This window comes from Actinoplanes sp. NPDC026670 (genome assembly GCF_040638175.1).
In the GTDB taxonomy this organism is placed as follows: Bacteria; Actinomycetota; Actinomycetes; order Mycobacteriales; family Micromonosporaceae; genus Actinoplanes.
On sequence record NZ_JBEZXU010000097.1, the window covers coordinates 1 to 23,219 of the forward strand.

The following is a 23,219-nucleotide window of genomic DNA, read 5'->3' on the forward strand; positions in this document are numbered from 1 at the left end:
ACCCACTTTCAACGCCACCCACCGGACCAACCGGGATGCTCATGCAACCCCAGGACACCGGACTGATCAAGTACCGGAGTTCCTTACATGACCCGGCAACCGGTCCGGCCGGCATCTCATGCCGGCCGGACCGATCAAGATCGTCAGAAAACATCTGTAAGTGCCAAAGTGGGGCGTTATCCCCGTTTTACTGTCGATGGCCGCTAATCTCCACAGAGGACGTGCTCCCGTGGAAGGACGCTGATGACCGTCACCGACATCCTTTCCCCCGAATGCCTGACCGACCCGACCGGCGTCTGGGAGACGCTGCGCGAGACCGAGCCGCTCGCCTTTCACGAAGGCATGAACGCGTACGTGATCAGCCGCTACGCCGACGTCGAGCGTGCTTTCAAGGATCCGGTCTTCACCAGCGACAACTACAGCTGGCAGCTGGAGCCGGTGCACGGCCGCACGATTCTCCAGATGGACGGGCGGGAACACTCGATCCACCGGCGGCTGGTCACCCCGGCCTTCCGCGGAGGTGAGCTGACCGCCCGGTTCGTGCCGGTGATGCGGCGCAACACCGCTGAACTGCTCGACGGCTTCCGGCATGCCGGCGAGGTCGACCTGGTCGACGCGTTCACCACCAGGTATCCGATCAACGTGATCGTGGACATGCTCGGCCTGCCCAAGTCCGACCACGTCCTGTTCCACCGCTGGTACACGTCGCTGATGGCGTTCCTGGCCAACCTCACCCAGGACCCGGAGGTGGCCGCGGCCGGGTTGCGGACCCGCGACGAACTCGCCGGATACCTGCTGCCGCGGATCGCCGAGCGCGCCGCCGAACCGCGTGACGACCTGATGTCCGTGCTGTGCACCGCCGAGATCGACGGCGAGCGGATGACCGCCGAGGAGATCAAGGCGTTCGTCAGCCTGCTCCTGGTGGCCGGGGGCGAGACCACCGACAAGGCCCTGGCGAACATGATGCTCAACCTGATCGACAATCCGGATCAGATGGCCAGGGTGCGCGCGGACCGATCCCTGATCGGCCATGCTCTCGCCGAGACGTTGCGGCACTCGCCGCCGGTGCAGATGATCATGCGGCAGCCCGCCGCCGACGTGGAACTCTCCGGCGGAACCGTGCCCGCCGGATCGACCGTGGTCTGTCTCATCGCCGCCGCCAACCGTGACCCGCGCCACTACCGTGACCCGGATCGGTTCGACGTCATGCGCCCCGACCTGGACTTCGCCAAGGCCTACACGGCCGCCGCCAACCACACCGGGTTCGCGCTCGGCCGGCACTTCTGCGTCGGCGCCATGCTCGCCAAGACCGAGGTCGAGGTCGCCGCCAACGCGCTGCTCGACGCCATGGAGGACATCGAGCTCGCCGAACCGGTCACCGCACAGGGCCTGTTCACCCGGGCGCCGTCCGCGCTGAGGCTGCGGTTCCGGCCGGTCGCCGGATAGATCCGGCGCGTTGTCGGTGAGTTCGGTTGACTCACTCGCGTACCCAGTCGTAATTTTCATCGGATCATTGTTTGATGAAAAGGGTGACCGGGGATGTCGGGTGAGAGCGGCGGGCTGCTGGGACGGCTGCGCATCGAGGGGCCGCAGATGCCGGAGGCTCTGCGGCGGATCGCCGAGGCGATCCTCGCCGACCCGGAGACGTCGGCCCACGCCAGCATCGTCGATCTCGCCGAGCGATCCGGGACGTCCACCGCGACGGTCACCCGGTTCGCGCGGACGCTGGGCTTCAAGGGGTACGCCAGCCTGCGCGTCGCCGTGGCGACCGAGACCGGGCGCGCCGAGCAGGCCCGCTGGGAAACCGACATCAGCGGCGACATCGCGCCAGGCGATCCACTCGATCAGGTACTCAGCGTAGTCGCCGCGGCCGACACCCGGGCCATCCAGAGCACCGCCGCCGCCCTCGACGTGACCGCCGTCGAACGGGTCGCCGCCGCCATCGCCGGAGCTCAGCGGGTGGAACTGTTCGGGTTCGGCAGCAGTGGCACGGCGGCCCGGGAGATGGCGTTCCGGCTCGAACGGATCCGGGTGCCGGTGTGGCACCGGCAGGACAGTCACACCGCGCTCACCAACGCCGCCCTGCTCCTGCCCGGTGACGTCGCCATCGGGTTGTCCCACTCCGGGCGTACCCGCGAGGTCATCGAAACGCTTGCCGAAGCCGCCGACCATGGGGCGCTCACCGTGGCGGTGACCAGTTTCGGTCGTTCGCCGCTGGCCGAGGTCGCCGACATCGTCTTCACCACGAGCGTGCTGGAGACCACGTTCCGGCTGGCGGCGCTCTCCGCCCTGCACTCGCAGCTGCTGGTCCTCGACCTGATCTACGTGGCTGTCGCGCAGCGGACCTATGAGCGCACCTCGGAGGCGCTCGAGCTCACCGTGCGTGCCGTCGACGCGCACCGGCTCCCGGAGAAGACACCCACCCGCAAACGGCGGCCCAGCGCCGACCGCTGAAGCGGCGGATCACCCGGCCCGGTGCGCGCGGTTGTGTGCGATGAGCTCGTCGAGCGATCCGAGAGTACGGGTGAGGCCGGCGATGTGTTCGACGAGTTTGTCGCGCTCCTCGACCAGCCGGGTGAACGCGTGGTCGGCGGTGACGGCGTCCGGTGACTCCAGGCAGGGCAGGACGTCGAGGATCGTCTGGCTGGACAGGCCGGCCGCATACAGCCGCTGCAGGTAGGCGACCCGGTCCACGCCGTCCTCACCGTAGTGGCGGTGCCCGCCGGCGCTACGGTGGCTGGCCAGTAGTCCCTGCTCCTCGTAGTAGCGCAGCGAGCGGACACTCACCCCGGTCCGTGCCGCCAGATCGCCGATCCGCATCGTGTCCCTCGTCACAGGCAGTTGAAACTCACATGGATGTGAGATTTTAGCGTGGCGGCATGACATACGAGGACTTCACGGCCATCACGATCGGAATCCAGCAGGGCGTAGCGACGGTCACCATCGACCATCCGCCGCTGAACCTGCTCGACAGCAAGCTCATCCCCGACCTGCTGACCTTCGCCACCCGGGTACGGGACGACGACAGCATCCGGGTGATCGTCTTCGAGAGCGCGGACCCGGAGTTCTTCATCGCGCACGGCGACATGGCCTTCCTCACCGACACGTCGTTGCTCACCGACGACGGTGAACTCGTCGACGGCACCAACCCGGTGCAGATGGTCAACGAGCAGATCCGCACCCTGCCGCAGATCACCATCGGCAAGCTGGCCGGCTTCGCACGCGGCGGCGGCAACGAACTGCTGATGGCGCTCGACATGCGTTTCGCGGCGATCGGCAAGGGCGGCCAGGCGCAACCGGAGACGCTGCAGGGCATCTACCCCGCCGGCGGTGGCACTCAGTACATGACGGCGCTGATCGGCCGGTCCCGGGCCCTCGAACTCATCCTCGGCGGTGAACTCGTCGACGCCGAACTCGCTGAGCGTTACGGACTGATCAACCGGGCACTTCCCGCGGACGAGCTCGACGCGTTCGTGGCGACGCTGGCCCACCGGATCGCCGCCCTCGGCCCCGGGGTCATCCGGGCCGTCACCACTGCGGTCGCGGCAGCCGACAGCACGGCGATCGACCTCGCCACCGAGAGCGCGCAGGTCGCCCACCTGCACGTCCCGGACGTGATCGCGTCCGCCCACCGGCAACTCGCCGCCGGAGTCCAGACCCGCGACGGCGAGCGTCGCCTCGAGGCCCTGCTGAACGAACTGCAGGCAGCCGGCTGATCCATCCTCGCCCGGTGACCGGGACGGCCGGGGACCGGAGCGGCCGGGGGACCGGGGCGGCCTGGTGACCGGGACGGCCGTCAGGGAGCCGGGCGTAGGGCCAGTCCGGCGATCACGCTGAGCCGGGCGCGGAGCCGGTCGACGTCGACAGGTTCGTGGCCGTGCGTGAGCTCGTCGACGACTATGCCGTCGATGAGGGTCATCAGCATGGTGCCGCGCCCGGGGTCGCCGAAGACCGCGGTGGCCAGGGTGCTCAGGTCCGCGGTGATCGCCGTGGTGGTGGCCGTGGTCAGGGCCCGGGTCGGCGGATCGAGCATCAGCAGCATCCGGGCCCGGCTGCGGGCCCGGGCCGGGCCCAGCCAGTGGACGAGCAGGCGGGTGCCGTCCTCGACCAGGGTGGCGGCGTCGAAGTCGGTGACCGTACGGCCGTCGAGCGCCGCGTCGAGGTCGGCCCGGTCGAGCTCGGCGATCCGGCGCAGCACGGCGGTCAGCAGCGACCGGCGGGTCGGGTAGTGGTAGCTGCACGTGCCGGCGGGCAGATCGGCGGCGACGTCGACGGCCCGGTGGGTGAGCGCCCGTAGACCCTGTTCGCCGACGACGACGAAGGCGGCGTCGGCGAGGGACTGCTTGCGATCGGGGTCACGGTTGCTCATGTGGACGGATGCTACAGCTGTAGTGTCTACTACATCTGTAGCGTTTCTCGCAGCCAGCGGAGGTACACCGTGCCAACACCCCTCAGCTACCGTGCCGGCGCCTGGTCGTGGATCGCCTGCGGCACGGGACACACCGTCCTGGACATCGCGATGCGACTGTCCCCGGGATCCGACGGCCGTCACGTCGACGCCGTGCTGCGCGCCAGCGTTCTCGACATCGGTGGGATCGCGCGGACCAGCTACGAGGTGATCCAGGGCATCAGCCTGGCGATGGGGGCGGCGATCGTCGTGGTCGGAGTGCTTCTGCTGTATGTCGGCCGGCTCGCGTCGTCGGCCGGACAGCTTCGGCAGGCGGCCCTGATCGGGCTGGCCGCGTCAGCCGTGATGCTCGGGTTCGCGGTGGCGTTGCTGCCGTCGCCGCCGATCGTGTTGTTCTCGGTGGCCGTCGCCGCATTCGGGGTCACCCTGCTCCGCGCCCGCCGGCGTCCCGATCCGGGCGGGACTCCTGCCCGTCCCCGGACCGGCCCGGGGCACCTGTCTAGTCGGAGACCGCGTGCTGCACGATGAAGTAGACCTGCTCGACGGTGATGCCGTGGCGGCGGGCGATCAACGCCACGTCGTGCCCGTCGCCGTACTCGGCCACGATCGTGTCCGGATCGGCGAAACCATGCAGCTGGTACGAGGGCGGCGGATAGTAGCCGGGCGGTGCGGGCTGGTAGTGGCCGGGCGCCGGTGGCGGGCCGTAGTGCGCAGGTGGAGGCGGGTAATGGCCGCCGGGGCCCGGGGGCTGCGGATAAGCCGGAGGCGGTGCGTAATAGCCCGGCGGGGCGTAGTGGTTCGGCGGCGGGTTGTGGCCCGGTGGCGTCTGCTCGCCTGCGCCGACCTCCTGCTCCACCAGCGCGTAGACCTGCTCGACGGTCAGGCCGTGACGGGCCGCGATCCCCTCGACGTCATACCCGGCGCCGAACTCCGCAACGATCCGGTCTTCCCTGGTCGGGTGCGCGTCGGTCACATCGTGAAGCTACCCCGCGGTGTCCACCCGGGGAATCGGCGTCAGCTCATCGAGAGCGGGTCCGGTGGGAACAGGTCGTGACCCTCCCACGGGTCGACGGCCTCGGGGTAGGCGCTCTTCTCCGGCTCGGGCTTCGCGAGCGGCGGCTTCGATGCCGTCACCGGCGGCTTCGGCGGCGGCGATGGGGAGTGCGGCGGCGATGGGGGGTGCGGTGGCGATGCGGAGTGCGGTGGCGATGGGGAGATCGGCCTCGTCGCGGCCGGGGGAGACGCAGGGGAGAACGGTCTGGTGGCCGGTAAGGGCGATGCGGGTGGCTCGGCGGGCGAGAACGGCCGAGTGGCGGGCAGCGGCGAGGCGGCAGGTTCCGGCGCGGAGAACGGCCTGGTGGCAGGGGGCGCGGCGGGTGCGGCGGACGGTGCCGGCGGGGAGAACGGCCTGGTGGCAGGGGGCGCGGCGGGTGCGGCGGACGGTGCCGGCGGGGAGAACGGCCTGGTCGCGGCCAGGGGCGCCGGGTTTGGGGCGGCCGGTGACGTCGGCGCCACCGCGGTCGGGTCGGCCAGCAACGCTGAGGCGGCGGCCCGTTCCGAGTTGAGCCGGGCGCGGGCCGACTCGAAGACCGGCCCGCTCAAGCCGGTGAACGGCTCGTCCTGCCACATGCCGAGCGCGGTCCGGATCTCGTCGGTCGCCGCGCCGATCGCGCCGGTCTGATGTTCGGCCTGGGCGCGGGCCAGCGCCGCCCGGAACATCCCGGTGTCGACGGCGTTCTCACCCGCCCGGATGACATAACCGCCGTCGGTGAGGGTGATCAGCGACGTCCGCTCCGGGTCGAGGGAGCGGCGCAGCGCACCGATGAACCGCTGGACGACATCGACGCCGTTCGGGGGCGGGTCGCCGTTCCACAGGGTGGCCACGATCCGGTCGAGCGGCACCGGACGGGGCGCTTGCAGGAGCAGCAGCGCGAGAACGGCCTGCTGTTTCGGGGGGCCGAGGTCGACCGGCTCGGAGCCCCGGAACGCGCGGATCGGGCCGAGCATCTCGAAGCGCAGCACGCCGGCCGACGAGCTGTCGTCCATTCCCGGTTCCACCCCCACCGGCAGCAGCATAACGACGGCTGCCCAGGCCGAGGACCGGCGGGTGACCAGGTGCGGGCCGCCGAACGGTCACCGTTCCCGGACGGGTTTCCCGGTGGCGGTACGCCGCAGGCGCTCGACGATCGTGATGTCGCGCGGCCGTTCGGCCCGGGACAGCCGGCTCGCTGCCCACTCCCGCAACTGTGCGACGGTCAGCGGACTGCCCGGCCGGACCTCGGCGGTGGCCCGCAGCCGCTGCCCGAACTCGGCGTCCGGAACTGCCTCCAGCAGCACGTCGGTCACATCCGGGTGAGCGGTCAGCACCGCGGCGACCGGGCCCGGGTACACGTTCTCCCCACCGGAGACGATCATGTCGTCGAGCCGGCCGTCCACGAACAGCCGCCCGGCCGGATCGAGATGTCCCAGGTCACCGGTGCCCAGCCACTGGCCGTCCGGCTGCCAGCCCCGCACCCGGATCTCGCCGATACGGCCGGGCGGCTCACCCGTACCGTCCGATCCGAAGATTTTGATCTTGATGCCGCGCGGCGCCCGGCCGACCGTGCCCGGCGCTGCCCGCAGATCCGCCGGCGTCGCCATGGCCGCCCAGCCGGCTTCGGTCGTCGCGTACATGTTGAAGATCCGTTCGCCGAACCGTTCCCGCAGCCGTTCGCACAGGTCGGCGGTGAGCGGCGCGGCGCCGCTGACGATCGCGCGCAGCGCCGGGAGTTCCGGCGGATCCGGCATTTCGCAGATGCGTCGCAGCTGGATCGGCAGCGCGAACAGCAAGCCAGCCCGATGCGTGGCGACCGCTTTGAGGATCTCCCGCGGATCACTTCCGGACACGAGGACCACCGGCGCGCCGAGGACGAGCCCGGCGGACAGATACGTCAGCCCGTAGCCGTGATGCGGCGGCGTTGCGACCACGATCGGCTCGCCGCACCGGACCGGCGTCATCCGCAGGTGGGTGGTGACCGGTCCGAGCAGCATGCCGACCGGCAGTGGCCGCGATACGCTGCGCGGAACCCCGGTGGTCCCGGACGTCAGCACGAAAACGCGACCGGCCCGGACCTTCCCGGCACGCGGCGCGGCGTCACCGATCAATTCCGGCCAACCCATCGCGGGTACGCCCACCGCTCCCGAGCCGTCCGAAGCCTGCGTTTCGCCCGCCGCTCCCGTGTCGTCCGGAGCGAGTGGCACGTCGGCTGCCCTCGGGTGGCTCGGAGCGAACGGCACGCCGGCCGCCGCCGCGTGGGGCTCGGTGACCAGGGCTTTCGCCTTCTCCCGGTGCAGCACCGTGGCCATCCGATCGGTCGGCAGATCAGGTGGCAGCAGGATCACGTCGGCGCCCAGCCGGGCCAGTCCGGCCGCCGCCGCCACGAACCCGCGATGCCCGTCGCAGGCCAGCCCGACCCGGTCCCCGGGGCCGATCCCGAGCCGGACGGCCGCGCCGGCCGCGATCCGTTCGGCCATCGCCGACAGTTCCCGGTAGCGAACCGGCCCGTCAGCGTCGATGAGCGCGACCGCATCGGGCGGACCGGCCGCGACCGCCGTGGCGAGACTGCGCCCATACCGGCGGCCGGCCCGCAGAATCCGCAGCAGAACCCCCGGCCGCCACAGCCCGGTGGCCGCGAGAACCCGCACCGGCTCGACGGCGTCGACCATCCGCACCCCCGCGGCCAGCCCTCGCTCGACGGTTCGCGGCGCCGCCGCCATCAGCACCGACCCGAGCTTCGCCCACCACGGCCACCAGTTGGTGCGATGCGCCACCGACCGGCAGACGATCTCCGCGGCCTCGGCCGCCGACATGGCCGGCGCCCGCCGGTAGTGCGGCGTCGGCGCGCTCATCCGCGTCCGGACCAGATTGAGGTACGCGGTGCTGACGGTCACCCGATCGGCCCGCAACTCGACCGCGGCACACCGCAGCCACGTGTCGAACGCCGACTTCGACGCCAGATAAGCCGACCAGTTCGGCGTCCGCGAGGACAGCCCCGCCGTCGACACGTTGACGATGTGCCCGCCACCTGCCGCACGCATCGCCGGAAGCAGCGCCAGCATCAACTGGGCGGGCCCCAGGAAGTTGAGACTGTTCGTGCGCTGAACATCATGGAACCGGTCAGCGGTGTCCGCCACCGACCGCCGGATCGACCGCCCGGCATTGCTGACCACGACATCGATCCGGCGATGGCGATCCACCAGATCCGCGGCGAGCGCGGCCGCCGCTTCCGGAGACGACAGATCAGCCTGATGTACGGATGCCCGCCCACCAGCCGCCTCGATCTCCGCCTTGACCTGCTCGAGTCGCTCCACGGTCCGGGCCACGAGCAGCACGTTCGCCCCGGCAGCCGCCAGCCGCCGGGCCGTGGCCTCGCCGATCCCTTCGGACGCCCCGGTGACGAGCACGGTCTTCCCGGCGACGGCTTTCCGCAGCCGCCTCTCCCGGGGCCCACGCCCGGTGATGCCCAGCCCGATCCGAACCCACCGCCCGATGCGCGTCACCGCGACATTGTGAGCCCTCCCGCCCCACCAGAGCATGCCGCCCCATGGTCCGATCCGGACCGCATGTCACCACGCGTTTTCTGGCCGGCCGGAGTGTGTCGCGGTGTGGTTCGGTCCGGACCGCATGTCACCACGCGTTTCCGGGCGGTCGGAGTGTGTCGCGGTGCGGTTCGGTCCGGACCGCATGTCACCACGCGTTTTCTGGCCGGCTGGAGTGTGTCGCGCTGTGGTTCGGTTCGGACCGCATGTCACCACGTGCTTTCCGGGCGGCTGGAGTGTGCCGCGCTGTGGTTCGGTTCGGACCGCACGTCACCACGCGCCTTCCGGCCGGCTGGAGTGTGGTGATGTGCGGTCTGAATCGGACCGTAGGTCGGCACGGCGGGGGTCATTGGGGGGTGGTCAGGGCGGTGGCCGCGTCGGCGGGGTAGGTGCGCTGGCCGTTCAGGACGATCAGGCTGCCGATCACCAAGGGGAGCAGGACCACCGTGTAGGCCCAGCGCAGTGAGCCCGTGCTGTCCGAGGCCAAGCCGATCAGCCATGGACCCAGCGCGCCGCCCAGTGTGACCAGCATCTGCAGGACGGCGAAACCCAGGCCACGGCGGGAGGCGGCCACCACGTCGGCGTTGGCGGCGGTCAGGTTGGCGATGGCTCCGGCGAAACCGACGTTGGCCAGGGTGAAGCAGATCGCCTGGGGGACCAGGACCGGCACGCTCACCGCTCCGGCCAGGAAGACCGTGCCGAACAGCAGCGACCAGCCGCCGATCGCCACCCGGTGCTGGTGGTGCCGGTCACCGAGCCGGCTTCCGGCGAGGATTCCGGCCACGATGCCGACGAGGCCCGCGCCGCCGCCGACCGCCGCCGCCGAGGCTTCGGGCAGGCCGAACTCCCGGGCGTAGAACGACGGCATCCAGAAGAACAGTCCGCCGAGTCCGAAGAAGAGGATGCTCAGGCCGATGATCACTGAGCGGAGGGTGCGGATCCGGAGAAGCGCGGTCAGTTGGGCACGCATCGGTACCGGCGGCTGCGCACGCGCGGGGTCGGAGTCCTGTCCGGATCCGGAGACGAGGCCGGAACCGGAGGAGGGGGTGGCGGCGGAGTTGTACCAGCGGGACAGGCTGTCGCCGAGGCCCCGGACCGGTTCGCGGACCGTCAACATCAGCAGCGCGATGATCACGCCCGGCACCGCGACCAGGAAGAACCCGGTGCGCCAGCCGACCGTCTGGGCGAGCGCCCCGCCGGCGATCACCCCGATCGGCAGGCCCGCGAAGTACGCCATCCGCTCGTATCCGTAAGCCCGCGCCCGTCCCGGCCCGGGGTAGAGGTCACCGAGCAGGCTGGAGGCGGGCGGGTTGTACAGCTGGCCGGCCGCCCCGAGCAGCACCCGCACCGCGAACAGTGTCGCGTAGGTGCCGGCCAGCCCGGTTCCGACGGTGAGCAGCGCCCAGACCGCGACGATCGCCGAGACGGTCCAGGTGCGTTTGCCGGTGTCGGCCAGTTTCCCGGCCGGCAGCAGCAGCACGATCGCCGCGATGGCCCCGGCCGTGGCGATCGCCCCGCCCTGGCTGTCGCTGAACCCGAACTCCTCCTGAATCGTCGGCAGCGCCCCGGCCAGCAGGTTGTACTCGATCCGGTCGATCGCGGCGACGAGCGCGATGCAGACGGCCGGCCACCACCCGAACGGCGCTCCGGAACCGTGTCGCACGGTCACCGGCGGCCGCCCGGGATAGGCCGTCACCTGTCTGATCTGCTGCGAGGACTCACCCGTGACCGCCATGCAGGCACCCTACGGGCAGGAAACGGCATTTCGCTAGAGGAAACGAAGGCTTGGGAGAAACGAGGTCAGTGGCTCGACAGCCGGCCGAGGATGCTCGGCTTGTCCGCCCCCGACGGGTACACGCCGAGGACCGCGGTGCCGTCGTCCCACAACCGGCCCCGGGTCTGGAAGGCGTCCCCGGCCCGGAACGGATTGCGGAACGACAGGGTGACCCGGTCGGTGGACTGTTCGGCGACCGGCAGGCCGGCCTGCGCCTGGAGCACGGTCAGGTGGTCCTCCAGCAGGGTCAGGTACTCGCCGGTGAACACGATCTGGTTGGTGTCGGTGTGCTGCAACCCGAACACCCCCGAGCGCTCCCCGGCCGCGATCTCGGCCTGATCCGACGGCGGCTCGGCGACCTCGGCGGCCGCAGGATGGCCCGGCTTGAGCACGTGCACGGCCAGATGTTCGGTCTGCGGCAGCGGCTCGGCCACGATCCGCTGCCCGGGCGGCCCGTCCCGCCGGACCAGGGTGAGCAGCAACCGCCCGGTGCCGCAGGTGAACGGCTCGTCCGAGACGGTCTCCCGATAGCGGAACGGATCACCGGTGCCCGGCCGCGACGTGAACGTGTAGACGCATTCGAAGCCGAGTCGCGTCGGGCGCTGCCCGAGCCCCCACCCGGACAGCTCGACGTGTCTGGTGATCACGGTGACGTCGAGATCGGCGCCGACCGCCAGCGGACCGGGCCGCCGCTCGAACTCGGCGTGCGTGACCACCGACCCGAACCCGGCGGCGCGGAGTGCGGCGACGTCGACGTGCCGGGTGAAGCTGTCGTACATCATCGGCACCGAGAACGCGAGCATCGTCCTGGTCTTGAGCCGGAAACCCCGGTCCAGATCCGGGATGTTGAGCGTCACCCGATGCTCGCCACGGACCTCTTCGACGAGCTCAGCCGACGATGTCCCGGTCATACACGTCCTCCTCGAGAAAAGCCGATCGCAGGCAGGCGACCACATGGGATGCGTAGCCGGCCGGGTCAGCCAGATGGTTGGTGAGATGACGGCCGGCCGGCACCCGCCACACGGTGACCGGCCCGGCGCAGTCGGTCCGCAGGAAGCGGCAGCTGTCCTCGACGTCGAACAGGCTGTCCCGGGCCCCGACGATCTGGAGCACCCGCGTGCCGGACAGCGAACGGACCGACCGCCGGGCGTGCCGGTAGAGCGGCCCGGCCCGGGTCCACAGTGCCGCCGCCCGGGCCACGGCCAGGTCGGCGGCCGCGCGGGCCCGCCGGAACCGGGCGCCCCGGCGTTCCCGGCGCAGCAGCGTGTCGAGCATCCCCACCCAGCGGACCAGCGGAACCGAGTCGAGGACGACCGCCGGATAGTGCCGTCCCGCGGTGCCGGCGTGCGCGATCGCCATGTTGCCACCGAACGAGCAGCCGAGCAGGGCCACCCGCCCGGCGAAGGCTGGATGGGCGACGTCGATGTGTCGTACCACCGCATCGAGGTCTTTCAACGGCCCCCACAGGCCGTCGCGCCACCAGCGGCGTGGCGCGGCGCTCTCGCCGCAGCCGCGGAAATCGAAGGTGACCACGGCCAGACCCTGGTCGACCAGGAGCCTGGTGTGCGCGAGTGTCCGCGACTTGCTGGCGTTCCGGGCGTGGCACACCACCACCATGCCCCACGCGTCCGGCGGGAGGAAGGCCCACCCGTGGATCCGCAGCCCGTCCGTGGTGGTGACGGCGAACGGCGAAGCGGTGAGCCCGTGGTCCTCGGGCGTCGCGAAGTCGGCGCCGGCGGCGGGCCAGACGAACCGCCGGAACACCGTGACCGGGTACCGGATCACCGGACCAGCGCCAGGTCGACCCGGGTGTCCTTGAGCAGCGGCTGCCAGGTGACCGGGTCGATGTTGTCCGAACTGGTCAGCAGGTTCGGGTGGGTGTCCGCCTGGTCCGGGTGGAAGGACAGGTAGAGGTGTCCGGGCGGCACGTCGGCGGTGACCTCGGCCGGGCATTCCAGCGACCCGATGGTGTTGTGCAGCCGCACCCGGGTGCCCGAGACGATGCCGAGCCGGGCTGCGTCGGACTCGTTGACGTACACGAAGTTGGTGTCCGGCCAGTTGGCGGCGCCGGTCGCGGTCGACGAGTTGAACATGGCCACGTTGTTGCGGCGCACCGCCTTGCCGCCCATCGCGCCCCGGCCGGTGATCAGCACGAATCCGCCCCGGTTGCGGTCCTGGTAGGGCACCAGCCGTTCCTCGGCCGGCACGTGGAAGGTGGCCCGCCGCTGTTCGTCGGCCCGGATGCCGGAGAAGAGCGAACCCGGCCGGTACCGGCGTTCGCCGGCCCACTGGGCGCCCTCGCCGGCCCGGATGTCGGCCAGGGTGATCGGCCGCCCGTCGGCGTGCGAGAACTCGTTGTAGAAGCCCCGGGACGCGGCCTGGATCTCGTTCCAGATCGGCTCGGTCAGCGGCTCCCCGTGCTCGTCGACGGGGTAGGTGAACGCCGTGTCAAGGGCTGCGGCGTCGAGGTCGGCGTTGCCCTTGGCCACCAGTTCGTCGACGTCGAGGAGAGCGTCGAGACCGGCCAGGGCGGGCGGCGGCTCGTCGATCAGGCGCCTGGCGATGGTACGCGCGATCTCGCACACGATCCGCACGTCGCTCCACGCCTCGAACCCCGGTTCCTCGACCGGTTCCATGTGCTGGAGCCGGCGTTCCCCGTTCAGGAAGATACCGGACGTCTCGTGTTTGGTCCGGCACGGCAGCACGATGTCGGCGTACTCCATGATCTCGGGGTTGTAGTAGGAGTCGATGTAGACCACGCAGAGGTCCATCATCCGCTCCCGCCATTTCGCCAGGTTGGGGAAGTTACGGGCCGGGTTGGTGCCGAAGACGAACAGGGTGCGCAGCCGTTCCGAGGTGGCGAACGACGCGACGGGCAGCCCTGGCGACGGGTTGATCCGCCACGACGGGAGTCCCCAGATCCCGGCCATCCGTTCCCGGTTCGCCTCCTCGGTGACCCGCATCCGGAACGGCAGCAGCCGCCCCGAGTAGCCCATCGCCAGCTCGGCCGAGGCGTTGGACTGCCCGGCCATCCGCACGTGGCCGCGGCCGGGCGCGCCGATGTGGCCGGTGAGCAGGTGCAGGTTGAGGATGGACGCGACACCGGCGCTGCCGACGGTCTGGTTGATGCCGACCGAGCTGGTCGACACCACCCGGTCCCGGGTCCACAGCTGGGCGGCCCGCAGGAACCTGTCGCGCATGTCGGCCGGGTCCATGCCGTGCGGGGTGATCCGGGCGACGATCTCGTCGGCCGAGAACGGGCCGGTTCGCACGAATCGCAGGAACTCCTCGGCCGAGGCGGGGTCGGCGTGCCGGGAGACGTAACCGGGGTCCCATCCGCCGTTGTCCACCAGGTGACGGGCGAACCCCATGTTGAGCAGCACGTCACTTCCGCTGCGTACCGGAAGATGGATGTTGTTTTGATCGTCGGCGAGAAGCAGGTCGACCGTGTCGGTGCGGCGGGGGTCGACGACGACCTTGGCCGCGCCACGGTTCTGCCGCACGTACCGCTGAAAGATCGTCGGATGGTTGGCGGCCGGGTTGTGGCCGTAGAAGAAGATCGCCTCGGCGTGCCGGTAGTCGTCGTAGCAGGAGAACGGGCCCTCGTTGCCGAAGACCAGCTCGTGCCCGCCGGCGTTGTTGGCCAGGCATTGTTCGGCGTTGGAGCAGATGTTGTTGGTGCCGAGGTGGCCCTGGAAGAACTTCTTGGCCACCCACAGCGCCTCGGTGGTCATCTGCCCGACGCCGTAGAACCCGAGCGAGTCGCGGCCGAAGTCCTGCCGGTCGGCGAGGATCGAGTCGGCGGCCATGTCGATCGCGTAGTCCCAGGACACCCGCTCCCAGCCGTAGGGCGAGCGCAGCATCGGGCTGGTGAACCGCTGCACGTCCTGCGGCCGCGAGCCGAGATGCTGCTGGAAGTAGTGCGCGCCCTTCACGCACACCCCGGCGCTGCCGGTGCCGCGCACCTTGCCGGCCGGGGTGATCGTCACCTGGTCGACGACGCCGCAGAACGTGCACAGCGACCGGCGCGACCCGTCGTCATCCATGCGGCACCCCGGCGAGATCACGTCCGAGGGCGGCGGTGCCGAGCGTCCAGCCGCCGTCGATCACGAACTCCTGCCCGGTCACATACGCGGCGGCGGGGGAGACCAGGAACGCCACGAGCGCCGCCACCTCCTCCGGCGTGCCCAGCCGGCCGGCCGGGATGTGCCTGGTCACCGCTTCCTTCCAGGCTTCCGGGCGCAGTGCGGTCGGGCCCGAGTCGACGAAACCGGGCGACACCGTGTTGCAGGTGACCCGGTAGGGCGCGAGCTCGGCGGCCAGGCTGCGACTGAACGCGGCGACACCCGCCTTGGCGGCGGCGTACGCCGAGAGGCCGGGCATGCCGGCCCGCGCCGCCGCCGATCCGACGCTGACGATCGCGCCGCCACCGGCTTTCATCAGCCGGAACGCGGACGCCCGGCAGACGTTCGAAACCCCGGTCAAATTCACTGCGATCGTACGGTCGACCTGCGCTGTCTCACTGCGGAGGAGGGGCGCGCCGTCCACGGTTCCGAAACAGTTCACCACCGCCGAGAACCGCCCGCCCCGCCATGCGGTCGCGATGAAGTCCGCACACGACGCCGGGTCCTCGACGTCGACGGGCAGCACGTCGACCGGCAGATCGGCCACCGACGCCTTCCCGGAGTGGCAGCCGACCACCACCTCGTGCCCCTGGTCGAGCAGCGTCCGTACGACCGCGCTGCCGATCCCGCCGGCCCCGACGACGACAGCCCTCACACCATGCTCCGGCCGCTGGTGGCCAGCGCGTGCTCGCGTTCCACCTTCTTCTTCACCAGGCTCCGGTAGATCGACTTGAAGTGGCGGGTCTTGCGCAGCGAGAACTCCCGGTTGTAGAAGGCCCGGTACACGCTCAGCGCACCCTCCTCCAGCTCCTCCGGCGACATGTGTTTCGGCTGGTAGACGGCGTCGAAGACGGTGTAGTACGACCAGGACTTGTCAGGCAGGATGCGGCCCTCGCGTTCCATGTCGTCGCGCAGCGGGGTGCCCGGGAACGGGGTGCAGCACGACACCTGGATGCCGGCCAGGTAGTTCTCCTTGACGAACTGGGCGGTCGCCTCGAACGAGTCCTTCGTGTCGGTGTCCAGGCCGAGGGTGAACGCCCCGTACACGCCGACGCCGTGGTCCTGGATGGTCCTGGCCGCCTCCACGTACTTGTCCAGGTTCCGGAACTTCCAGTTCCGCTCGTCGATGCCGTCGAGGGTCTCGGTCGACACGCTCTCGAACCCGATCAGCATCGTCATGCAGCCGCTCTCGTGCATGAGGTCGAGGATCTCCGGGTCCTTGTAGAACGACACGTCGGACTGCCCGCTCCACTTGATCCCCAGCGGGACGAGCCGGGACAGCAGCTCCCTGGTGCGGTTGCGGTCCACCACGAAGTTGTCGTCGGAGAACAGCACGTACGGGTTGTCCCAGCGCTCCTGGACGTACTCCACCTCGCGGATCACCTGGTCCACGGTCTTGTAGCCGAGCTTGTCCCGGTAGCGGATGGTGGCCGCGCAGAACCGGCAGGTGTGCGGGCACCCGCGTGAGGTCTCCACCCAGATGCTCGGGTAGTAGCGCTGCTGGGCCAGCTCGTAGGCGGGCCGCGGCACCACGCTCAGGTCGGAGCGGGCGGTCTGCCGGTACATCGGCTTCAGCCCGTCGTGGGTGAAGTCGTGGATCACCTGCGGCCACAGCGCCTCGGCCTCGCCGACACAGACCGAGTCGACGTGCCGGGACACCTCGAACGGCGCCAGATTCGCGTGCAGCCCACCGGCGACCACCGGCACACCGCGGGCGCGGAACTGGTCGGCGATCTGGTACATCCGGTCGGCCTGCGCGGTCATCCCGGTCAGCGCGACCAGGTCGGCGTCCTCGTCGAAGTCGACAGGTTCGATGTTCTCGTCGATGTAGTGCATGTCCCAGCCGGGCGGGGTGAGCGACCCGACGATGGTCAGCCCGGTGGCGAACCCGGTCCAGGTGTAGTCGAAGAACTGGAACTCCCGGGACTCCCGCTTGAACTGCTGGTGCTTCGGGTTGCGCCCGAAGAACGTCGCCTGCGGGGAGATCAGCAGCAGCTTGCGTGCACGTGCCATGGTCTGGCCTCCTTCAGGCGCGGGCGGCGGTCAGTTCGCGGCACACGTCCACGAAGTCACCGACGGTGCTGATGGCGAACAGCTGCTCCTCGTCGATCTCGATGCCGAGCTCCAGCTCGACCCGGGCGACGATCTCCAGCATCACGATCGAGTCGACGTTGGTGAGCCCGGTGACCGGGTTCGCCAGCACCACTGCCTCCGGCGACGTCTTGGCGACCTGGGCGATGATGCGCTGGATGGTGAGGAACGGCTCCTCAAGCGTGGTGGTGTCGGTCATCGGGTCGCCTCGCTCGGGTCGGTGGTGTTCTGCACGGGGGTGACGCGGAGATTGAACGAGCGGCCGGCGCTGGCCCGGAAGCCGCCGATGCCGCCGGGCAGCGGGAGATAGTCGGGTTCGGGCACGTCGATGACCAGGCCCGGGGTCAGCCGGGCCGGGTTGAACCCGGCGACACCGCTGTTGTGGGCGACCAGTTCCAGGTAGCGGCGCGCGTCGCCGTACGCGACGAAGGCGATCTCGGTGATCGTGTCGCCGTCCTGGATGGTGTACGGCTGGCCGATCACCGGTCCGGCACTGGTCACGACGGGTCCTCCCCGGTGGTGTGGGCGGCGAGGGCGCCGCTGCGGTAGAGATGGGCGGCCAGCCGGCGGCGGACCTTGCCGGAGCTGGTCTTCGGCACGGCCCCGCGGCGGACCACGGTGACGCCGTGCACCGGCAGCGAGAACCGGGACCGGACCGCCTCGGCGACCCGGTCCGGCAGGTCGGTCATGGCCGGATAACGCACGGCCTCGACCAGCACGTGTACGGCCTCGGAGTGCTCACCGGCGGCGGCGAACGCGGCGACCCCGCCCGGCCGGACCCCGTCGACACGTTCGACGGCGTCCTCGATGTCGTGCGGGTGGTAGTTGCGGCCGTTCACGATGATCAGGTCCTTGACCCGGCCGGTGACGAACAGCTCGCCGTCGTCGAGGAAACCGGTGTCCCCGGTGTGCAGCCAGCCGTCGCGCCAGGTGGCCGCGGTGGCCTCCGGGTCGCCGTGGTACCCGCTGGCCAGGTGACCGCAGCGGACCACGATCTCGTCGTCGACGATCCGGACCTCGGTGCCCGGCATCGGGCGGCCGGTCGACGCCAGCTCCAGATCGTCCACGCGTAGTGTCCGCAGGCCCTCGCCGGGCCGTCTCGTGGTGACCGCCAGGGTCGCCTCGGCCAGCCCGTAGCAGGGCGTGAGCTGGGACGCCCGGAAGCCGGCCGGGGCGTAGGCCCGGGCGAACGCCCGCAGTGTGCCGGCCCGGACCGGCTCGGCGCCGCACCCGGCCACCCGCCACGCGGACAGGTCGAGCCCGTCCAGCACCTCGGGCGACGCCCGCTGGGCCAGCATCGCGTAGGCGAAGTTCGGCGCGTACGCGATCGTGCCGCGCACCTCGGACAGCAGGCGCAGGAAACCGGCCGGGTCACGGACGAACCGCTGCGGCGACAGGAACCAGACCGGCACCTGCGAGGCGACCGCCACGAAGACTTTCCCGATCAGTCCCATGTCGTGGTACAGCGGCAGCCAGCTCACCCCGCGGTCCCGGTCGCCGTGCAGGCCGATCGCCTCGATCATGGCCAGGCTGTGCGCGACGAGGGCGCGGTGGCTCACCACGACACCCTTCGGATGGCCGGTGCTGCCGCTGGTGAACTGGAGGAACGCCGGATCGTCCGGACCGGGATCGGCGTGCGGGCCCGGCTCGGCGGTGGTCAGGTCGGCGAACGTGGCCAGCCGGACCGGCAGCTCCGCCTCGGCCAGGATCTGCGCGACAGCCGGCCCGGCCAGGCACAGCCCGGCCCCGGCGGTGGCGCAGACCCGGCGCAGCCCTTCCGCGTACGGCCCGCGCCGGCTGCCCGGCCCGGGCGCCGGGTAGGGCACCGCCACCACTGCGGCCCGGAGTGCCGCGAGAATGGTGAGGACGAATTCGGACTCGTCGTTGAGCAGGAGCGCCACCCGATCGCCGGGTCGTATTCCGAGGCCTGCCCAGCGGGTCGCCAGATCTGCGGTAATACGGTTGACGTCCGCGTACGAATAAGACGTTCTTTCATTTCCGCTGAGGAATGTGAATCCTCGGTCCGGAACGGAGAGCTCGCGCAGAAGATACGCGAAAGATCGCCCGTGAGACACAGCAATCCCCGTCTGCCGTTGCCTGCGTGCGGTGGGTGCAAGCAGGCGCCGCGGCAGGATCTGTCTGCGCGCATGGTGGCCCCGTGCTCACCGATGCGGGGCGGTGCGAGAAACACCGTATCCCTGTCGGCTCAACAGTTGTCCGGCATCATCGCCGAAGGCCGACCATCGACGACTCTATATCAGTAACCTATTGCTTACAAGGCCGAAATAAACGGTGCTCGACCAGGCATTATGTGTTGATCACGGTAAATGATCTCGGGTCGCGCGCCGGGGCGGCGGACTCCGTGTGGTTGAGTTGGCTGATGGACTTCGAGACCGCGCTGGGATCACTGTTCACACCCGAGGGCCGCCGTAATCCGTACCCCGCGTACGACGTGCTCCGGGAACACGCGCCGATCTTCTCCGCCCTCGACGGGCGCTGGTTCGTCACCACCCACGCGCTGACCAGCCGCCTGCTGCGCGACCCGAGCGTCCGGGTCGCCGACGCCGCCGTCTACGACTCGTTCTGGCCCGACTGGCGGGACAACCGGGGAGTCGCCTCGATCGTCCAGTCGATGCTGCTGACCAACCCGCCCGACCACACCCGCCTGCGCCGGGCCGCCGCCGCCACGTTCACCGCCCGCCGCGTCGCCGCGATGCGCGACATGATCACCGAACAGGCCACCGACCTGATCAAGTCGATGCCGGAGCGGGCCGACTTCGTCAGCGCGTTCGCGTACCCGCTGCCGATCGCGGTGATCTGCGCGCTGCTCGGCGTGCCGGACACCGACCGCAACTGGTTCCGGGAACAGGCCGCCGACCTCACCGTGGTCCTCGAACCGATCAGCACCGAAGAGGAGATGAACCGGGCCGACGCCGCCGGACGCGAGCTCGAGGACTACTTCATCGGCCTGATCGCCGAACGCCAGAAGGCGCCCCGCGAAGACCTGACCAGCGCGCTCGCCGCCGCCGGATCCGGGCTCACCGGCCAGGAACTGCTCGCCAACCTGGTGCTGATGCTCGTCGCCGGGTTCGAGACCACCACCAACCTGCTCGGCACCGGCCTGAAACTGCTGCTCGACCAGCCCGCGCAGGCCGCCCGGCTACGCGCCGACCCGGAGCTCGCGCCGGCCTTCGTCGAGGAGATCCTGCGCTGGGACTCGCCGGTCCAGATGGCCGCCCGCTACGCCTCCGAACCCCTCGACCTCGGCGACGGGCTGCACCTCGCGGCCGGCGCCGACCTCAACCTGCTGCTCGGTTCGGCCAACCACGACCCGGAGCGCTACCCCGACCCGCACCGCTTCGACCCGGACCGGCCCAACATCCAGCCCGTCTCCTTCGGCGGCGGCGCCCACTACTGCCTCGGCGCGCCGCTGGCCCGGCTGGAGGCGCAGGTCGCGTTCCCGCTGCTGCTCACCATGCTGCCGCGGCTCGCCCAGACCGGCGAGGCCCGGCTGCGGGACCGGCTCGTCCTGCGCGGCTACGCCGAGCTGCCGGTCACCACCGGATGACCACCGCCGATTTCCTGTACGAGGTGGGCGCGCTCAAGCGGACCGCGCGTACCGGATGGGCTCTCGCCCGCCTCCCGAACCGTGAGTCGGTCGCGGACCATTCGTTCCGCACCGCGGTGATCGCCATGGCGCTGGCCGCTATGGCCGGCGCCGACCCGGACCGGACGGCCACCCTGGCGCTGCTGCACGACCTGCCGGAGGCCCGGCTCGGCGACATGCACCACCTGACCCGCCGCTACCTGGACGAGCCGAAACCGTTCCGCCGGGTGATCTCCGACCAGACCGAGAATCTGCCGCCGGCGGTCCGCGACCTGATCCGCTCCCGGGCCGGCCAGTGGCTCGACCAGGACACCGAGGAGGCCCGGCTGGCCCGCGACGCCGACACGCTGGACTCGCTCCTGCACGTCCGCGAGAGCCTGTCGGATCGTCCTGACCTGCTCGCGCGCTGGGAGGACTACCTGGCGGCCGCGGTGACGACAGCGGCGGGGCGCGCGCTGCTGGCCGAGATCCGAGCCACCGACCCGGACGACTGGTGGCCCCGAACCGTGAGCGGCGGCTGACGTGCTGGGCGGCGGTGATCTGCGGAGACATATGGTCTGGGGATGCACATCCGGCCGATCCACCACGGCGACGCGGCCCGTCTCGCCGTCCTGCTCGACCAGCTCGGCTTTCCGTCGGGCGAGCGGGAGGTCCGTCAGCGCCTCGACTACTGGCTGGGCGACCGGGCCGGCGCCCTGCTCGGCGCCGACGACGACGGCACCCTGGTCGGCATGGCGGCCCTGCACATCACCCCGCTGCTGGAGGTGACCGGCAAGTTCGGGCGGCTGGCCGCGCTGGTGGTCGACGAGGCGGTCCGTGGCCGAGGGGTCGGGCGGATGCTGATTCTGGCCGCCGAGGAACGGGCCCGCGCCGCCGGCTGCCTGTACGTCGAGGTCAACAGCAGCAACCACCGCGAGTCGGCGCACCTGTTCTACGAGAGCCTCGGGTTCACCGACAGCCGCGAGACGTCCCGCCGGTTCGTCCGGCCGCTGCCCGGCGCGCGGGCCGCGGGCCTACCGAGCATCTGATCGGCCGCCGTCGCCGCTGTCCGCCGGGTGGACGGGTGGGCTGCACGGGTCGCAGAACGTCTTCACCGGGGTGTGGGCGGTCAGGCGGTCCGGGATCAGGAACCAGGCCAGCACGCCGCCGCTCGCCATCAGCGCCGCGCACACCAGCATCGCGTGGCGGTAGACCGGGGCCAGCACGGCCGGGTCGGTGAGGCTGCCCGCGCCCAGCCCGGCGGCCAGTGGCAGCACCGCCACCGCGAGCAGGCTCGCCGCCCGGGCCACCGCGTTGTTCACCCCGGAGGCGATGCCGGCGTACGAGTCGTCGAGCGCCCCCAGCGCGGTCGCCGTCAACGGCGCCACCAGCAGGCACAACCCCAGCCCGAACAGGATCACCGGCGGCAGCACGTCGGTCAGGTAGGCGGCGTCCGCCCCGATCCGGGACAGCCAGGCCAGCGCCGCCGCGCACACCAGCGGGCCGGCGGTCATCGGGATCCGTGGGCCGATCCGCTGCCCGAGTGCGCCCGCCCGCGCCGACAGCACCAGCATCAGGACCGTCACCGGCAGCAGCGCCACCCCGCTGGCCAGCGGCGGGAACCCGGCCACCACCTGCAGGTTCACCACGACCAGCAGGAACACGCCGCCGTTGGCCGCGTACACCAGGAAGGTCACCAGGTTGGCTCCGCTGAACGCCCGGGACCGGAAGATCCGCAGCGGCAGCATCGGGTGCGGCGAACGCCGCTCGACCAGCACGAACGTGACCATCCCGGCCACCCCGACGGCCAGCGACACGAGCACGATCGGGTGGCCCGGACCGTGTTCCGGCCAGGCGGTGAAACCGTAGGTGAGCCCGCCCAGCCCGGCCGCCCCGGTGAGCAGCCCGGCGACGTCCAGCGATCGGGCCGCCGACGGGTTTCTCGACTCGGGCACGTGCCGGGCGGCCACCCACAGCACGATCGCCGCGATCGGCACGTTGATCAGGAAGATCAGCCGCCAGCTGCCGCTCTGCACGAGCCAGCCGCCGAGGAACGGGCCGAGCGCGCCACCGATGCCGCCGAGCCCGGACCAGGCGCCGATCGCCTTCGCCCGGTCGTCGGGGGTGAACGACGACTCCAGGATCGCCAGCGCGCCCGGGGTGAGCAGCGCCCCGCCGATGCCCTGCAGGATCCGGGCCGCGATCAGCAGCTCGATGGTCGGTGCGAGGCCGCACAGCAGGGAGGCGGTGGCGAACCAGGCGACCCCGCCGAGGAACACCCGCCGTCGCCCGAACCGGTCACTCAGCGAACCACCGAGCAGCACCAGCGAGGCGAGACTCAGCGCGTATCCGTTGACCGTCCATTGCAGGCCGGCGCTGTCCGCGCCGAATTCCCGCCCGATCTCGGACAGCGCGATGTTGACGACTGTCGCGTCGATGAACGCCAGGCTGGAGCCGAGCACGGTGGCCAGCAGCACCCACCGGCCGGCCGCCGACCGGTATTCCAGACGCCCGGAAGAGGTCATCCGAAGAGCCTCGCACATCGTCGTTCGGGCAGCGTGGACCGGCTGACCAACCGACCGGGCGTCGGCCGACACGTGCGGTGACCGGCACGGCATGATTCCGTGATCATCGTCGACTCCTGGAGGAGGCTCACCC

22 protein-coding genes are annotated in these 23,219 nt (G+C 70.9%); 7 read left to right on the plus strand and 15 right to left on the minus strand.

Features of this window, described 5'->3' with window-relative positions; all coding sequences use genetic code 11:
* The first annotated feature begins 243 nt into the window (after positions 1-243).
* Both AB0E94_RS48490 and AB0E94_RS48495 read left to right on the plus strand, forming a co-directional pair.
* Complete coding sequence (locus AB0E94_RS48490) at positions 244-1,446, plus strand: cytochrome P450 (protein WP_360342174.1); 1,203 nt, start codon at positions 244-246, stop codon at positions 1,444-1,446.
* 93 nt (positions 1,447-1,539) lie between these two features.
* Positions 1,540-2,454 carry a MurR/RpiR family transcriptional regulator gene (locus AB0E94_RS48495; protein ID WP_360342177.1) on the plus strand — a complete coding sequence of 305 codons (915 nt, stop codon included), beginning with the start codon at positions 1,540-1,542 and terminating at the stop codon, positions 2,452-2,454.
* 9 nt (positions 2,455-2,463) lie between these two features.
* On the opposite strand, the gene AB0E94_RS48500 is transcribed toward AB0E94_RS48495, so the two are convergent.
* Entirely contained in the window at positions 2,464-2,820 is a 357-nt protein-coding gene (locus AB0E94_RS48500) for a MerR family transcriptional regulator (protein ID WP_360342180.1), read from the minus strand.
* A 59-nt stretch (positions 2,821-2,879) separates the two neighbouring features.
* Between AB0E94_RS48500 and AB0E94_RS48505 the strand changes: the two genes are divergently transcribed.
* Entirely contained in the window at positions 2,880-3,716 is an 837-nt protein-coding gene (locus AB0E94_RS48505) for an enoyl-CoA hydratase/isomerase family protein (protein WP_360342183.1), read from the plus strand.
* A gap of 80 nt (positions 3,717-3,796) precedes the next feature.
* Here the strand turns inward: AB0E94_RS48505 and AB0E94_RS48510 are convergent, their stop codons facing one another.
* Positions 3,797-4,369: a hypothetical protein gene (locus tag AB0E94_RS48510; RefSeq protein ID WP_360342186.1), complete on the minus strand. Its 573-nt coding sequence runs from the start codon at positions 4,367-4,369 to the stop codon at positions 3,797-3,799.
* A gap of 69 nt (positions 4,370-4,438) precedes the next feature.
* On the opposite strand from AB0E94_RS48510, the gene AB0E94_RS48515 reads away from it, so the two are divergent.
* Positions 4,439-4,936 (plus strand): hypothetical protein, encoded by a 498-nt coding sequence (locus AB0E94_RS48515; RefSeq protein WP_360342189.1) that lies wholly within the window; start codon positions 4,439-4,441, stop codon positions 4,934-4,936.
* Here AB0E94_RS48515 and AB0E94_RS48520 read toward each other — a convergent pair.
* The 12 genes from AB0E94_RS48520 to AB0E94_RS48575 form a co-directional block, all read right to left on the minus strand.
* On the minus strand, positions 4,908-5,381 hold the full coding sequence (locus AB0E94_RS48520; protein WP_360342192.1) for a hypothetical protein: 474 nt from the start codon (positions 5,379-5,381) through the stop codon (positions 4,908-4,910). The two genes, AB0E94_RS48515 and AB0E94_RS48520, sit on opposite strands and share 29 nt — an antisense overlap.
* A 41-nt stretch (positions 5,382-5,422) precedes the next feature.
* Complete coding sequence (locus AB0E94_RS48525) at positions 5,423-6,472, minus strand: BTAD domain-containing putative transcriptional regulator (protein ID WP_360342195.1); 1,050 nt, start codon at positions 6,470-6,472, stop codon at positions 5,423-5,425.
* A 69-nt stretch (positions 6,473-6,541) separates the two neighbouring features.
* The gene (locus tag AB0E94_RS48530; protein WP_360342198.1) at positions 6,542-8,947 is read right to left on the minus strand and encodes an SDR family NAD(P)-dependent oxidoreductase; all 2,406 of its coding nucleotides are present in this window, start codon (positions 8,945-8,947) and stop codon (positions 6,542-6,544) included.
* 385 nt (positions 8,948-9,332) lie between these two features.
* Entirely contained in the window at positions 9,333-10,721 is a 1,389-nt protein-coding gene (locus AB0E94_RS48535) for an MFS transporter (RefSeq protein WP_360342201.1), read from the minus strand.
* 65 nt (positions 10,722-10,786) lie between these two features.
* Positions 10,787-11,671 carry a hypothetical protein gene (locus AB0E94_RS48540; RefSeq protein ID WP_360342204.1) on the minus strand — a complete coding sequence of 295 codons (885 nt, stop codon included), beginning with the start codon at positions 11,669-11,671 and terminating at the stop codon, positions 10,787-10,789.
* The gene (locus AB0E94_RS48545) at positions 11,649-12,545 is read right to left on the minus strand and encodes an alpha/beta fold hydrolase (RefSeq protein ID WP_360342207.1); all 897 of its coding nucleotides are present in this window, start codon (positions 12,543-12,545) and stop codon (positions 11,649-11,651) included. The genes AB0E94_RS48540 and AB0E94_RS48545 overlap by 23 nt, the downstream gene beginning before the upstream one ends.
* The gene (locus AB0E94_RS48550) at positions 12,542-14,806 is read right to left on the minus strand and encodes a molybdopterin-dependent oxidoreductase (protein WP_360342210.1); all 2,265 of its coding nucleotides are present in this window, start codon (positions 14,804-14,806) and stop codon (positions 12,542-12,544) included. Before AB0E94_RS48550 ends, AB0E94_RS48545 begins: the two co-directional genes overlap by 4 nt.
* The gene (locus AB0E94_RS48555; RefSeq protein ID WP_360342213.1) at positions 14,799-15,539 is read right to left on the minus strand and encodes an SDR family NAD(P)-dependent oxidoreductase; all 741 of its coding nucleotides are present in this window, start codon (positions 15,537-15,539) and stop codon (positions 14,799-14,801) included. Before AB0E94_RS48555 ends, AB0E94_RS48550 begins: the two co-directional genes overlap by 8 nt.
* Positions 15,536-16,897, minus strand: a complete 1,362-nt coding sequence (locus AB0E94_RS48560; protein WP_360342216.1) for a radical SAM protein — start codon at positions 16,895-16,897, stop codon at positions 15,536-15,538. The genes AB0E94_RS48555 and AB0E94_RS48560 overlap by 4 nt, the downstream gene beginning before the upstream one ends.
* A gap of 13 nt (positions 16,898-16,910) precedes the next feature.
* Entirely contained in the window at positions 16,911-17,174 is a 264-nt protein-coding gene (locus AB0E94_RS48565; protein WP_360342219.1) for an acyl carrier protein, read from the minus strand.
* Positions 17,171-17,476 carry a hypothetical protein gene (locus AB0E94_RS48570; protein ID WP_360342222.1) on the minus strand — a complete coding sequence of 102 codons (306 nt, stop codon included), beginning with the start codon at positions 17,474-17,476 and terminating at the stop codon, positions 17,171-17,173. Before AB0E94_RS48570 ends, AB0E94_RS48565 begins: the two co-directional genes overlap by 4 nt.
* Positions 17,473-19,050 (minus strand): AMP-binding protein, encoded by a 1,578-nt coding sequence (locus AB0E94_RS48575; RefSeq protein WP_360342225.1) that lies wholly within the window; start codon positions 19,048-19,050, stop codon positions 17,473-17,475. Before AB0E94_RS48575 ends, AB0E94_RS48570 begins: the two co-directional genes overlap by 4 nt.
* A 305-nt stretch (positions 19,051-19,355) precedes the next feature.
* On the opposite strand from AB0E94_RS48575, the gene AB0E94_RS48580 reads away from it, so the two are divergent.
* Genes AB0E94_RS48580 through AB0E94_RS48590 form a run of 3 tightly spaced genes read left to right on the plus strand, consistent with a single transcriptional unit; the run spans position 19,356 to position 21,610 of the window.
* On the plus strand, positions 19,356-20,543 hold the full coding sequence (locus AB0E94_RS48580; protein WP_360342228.1) for a cytochrome P450: 1,188 nt from the start codon (positions 19,356-19,358) through the stop codon (positions 20,541-20,543).
* The gene (locus AB0E94_RS48585; RefSeq protein ID WP_360342231.1) at positions 20,540-21,103 is read left to right on the plus strand and encodes an HD domain-containing protein; all 564 of its coding nucleotides are present in this window, start codon (positions 20,540-20,542) and stop codon (positions 21,101-21,103) included. The genes AB0E94_RS48580 and AB0E94_RS48585 overlap by 4 nt, the downstream gene beginning before the upstream one ends.
* A 42-nt stretch (positions 21,104-21,145) precedes the next feature.
* Positions 21,146-21,610 (plus strand): GNAT family N-acetyltransferase, encoded by a 465-nt coding sequence (locus AB0E94_RS48590; RefSeq protein WP_360342234.1) that lies wholly within the window; start codon positions 21,146-21,148, stop codon positions 21,608-21,610.
* Here the strand turns inward: AB0E94_RS48590 and AB0E94_RS48595 are convergent.
* Entirely contained in the window at positions 21,596-23,086 is a 1,491-nt protein-coding gene (locus AB0E94_RS48595; RefSeq protein WP_360342237.1) for a DHA2 family efflux MFS transporter permease subunit, read from the minus strand. The genes AB0E94_RS48590 and AB0E94_RS48595 overlap by 15 nt on opposite strands.
* Positions 23,087-23,219: the final 133 nt, after the last annotated feature.

Coding starts and splice junctions, on each gene's coding strand:
- AB0E94_RS48495 (WP_360342177.1), top strand. CDS start 1,540: ATGTCGGGTGAGAGCGGCGGGCTGCTGGGACGGCTGCGCATCGAGGGG.
- AB0E94_RS48500 (WP_360342180.1), bottom strand. CDS start 2,820: ATGCGGATCGGCGATCTGGCGGCACGGACCGGGGTGAGTGTCCGCTCG.
- AB0E94_RS48540 (WP_360342204.1), bottom strand. CDS start 11,671: ATGACCGGGACATCGTCGGCTGAGCTCGTCGAAGAGGTCCGTGGCGAG.
- AB0E94_RS48565 (WP_360342219.1), bottom strand. CDS start 17,174: ATGACCGACACCACCACGCTTGAGGAGCCGTTCCTCACCATCCAGCGC.
- AB0E94_RS48590 (WP_360342234.1), top strand. CDS start 21,146: ATGCACATCCGGCCGATCCACCACGGCGACGCGGCCCGTCTCGCCGTC.
- AB0E94_RS48535 (WP_360342201.1), bottom strand. CDS start 10,721: ATGGCGGTCACGGGTGAGTCCTCGCAGCAGATCAGACAGGTGACGGCC.
- AB0E94_RS48585 (WP_360342231.1), top strand. CDS start 20,540: ATGACCACCGCCGATTTCCTGTACGAGGTGGGCGCGCTCAAGCGGACC.
- AB0E94_RS48490 (WP_360342174.1), top strand. CDS start 244: ATGACCGTCACCGACATCCTTTCCCCCGAATGCCTGACCGACCCGACC.
- AB0E94_RS48510 (WP_360342186.1), bottom strand. CDS start 4,369: ATGAGCAACCGTGACCCCGATCGCAAGCAGTCCCTCGCCGACGCCGCC.
- AB0E94_RS48595 (WP_360342237.1), bottom strand. CDS start 23,086: ATGACCTCTTCCGGGCGTCTGGAATACCGGTCGGCGGCCGGCCGGTGG.
- AB0E94_RS48550 (WP_360342210.1), bottom strand. CDS start 14,806: ATGGATGACGACGGGTCGCGCCGGTCGCTGTGCACGTTCTGCGGCGTC.
- AB0E94_RS48580 (WP_360342228.1), top strand. CDS start 19,356: ATGGACTTCGAGACCGCGCTGGGATCACTGTTCACACCCGAGGGCCGC.
- AB0E94_RS48505 (WP_360342183.1), top strand. CDS start 2,880: ATGACATACGAGGACTTCACGGCCATCACGATCGGAATCCAGCAGGGC.
- AB0E94_RS48560 (WP_360342216.1), bottom strand. CDS start 16,897: ATGGCACGTGCACGCAAGCTGCTGCTGATCTCCCCGCAGGCGACGTTC.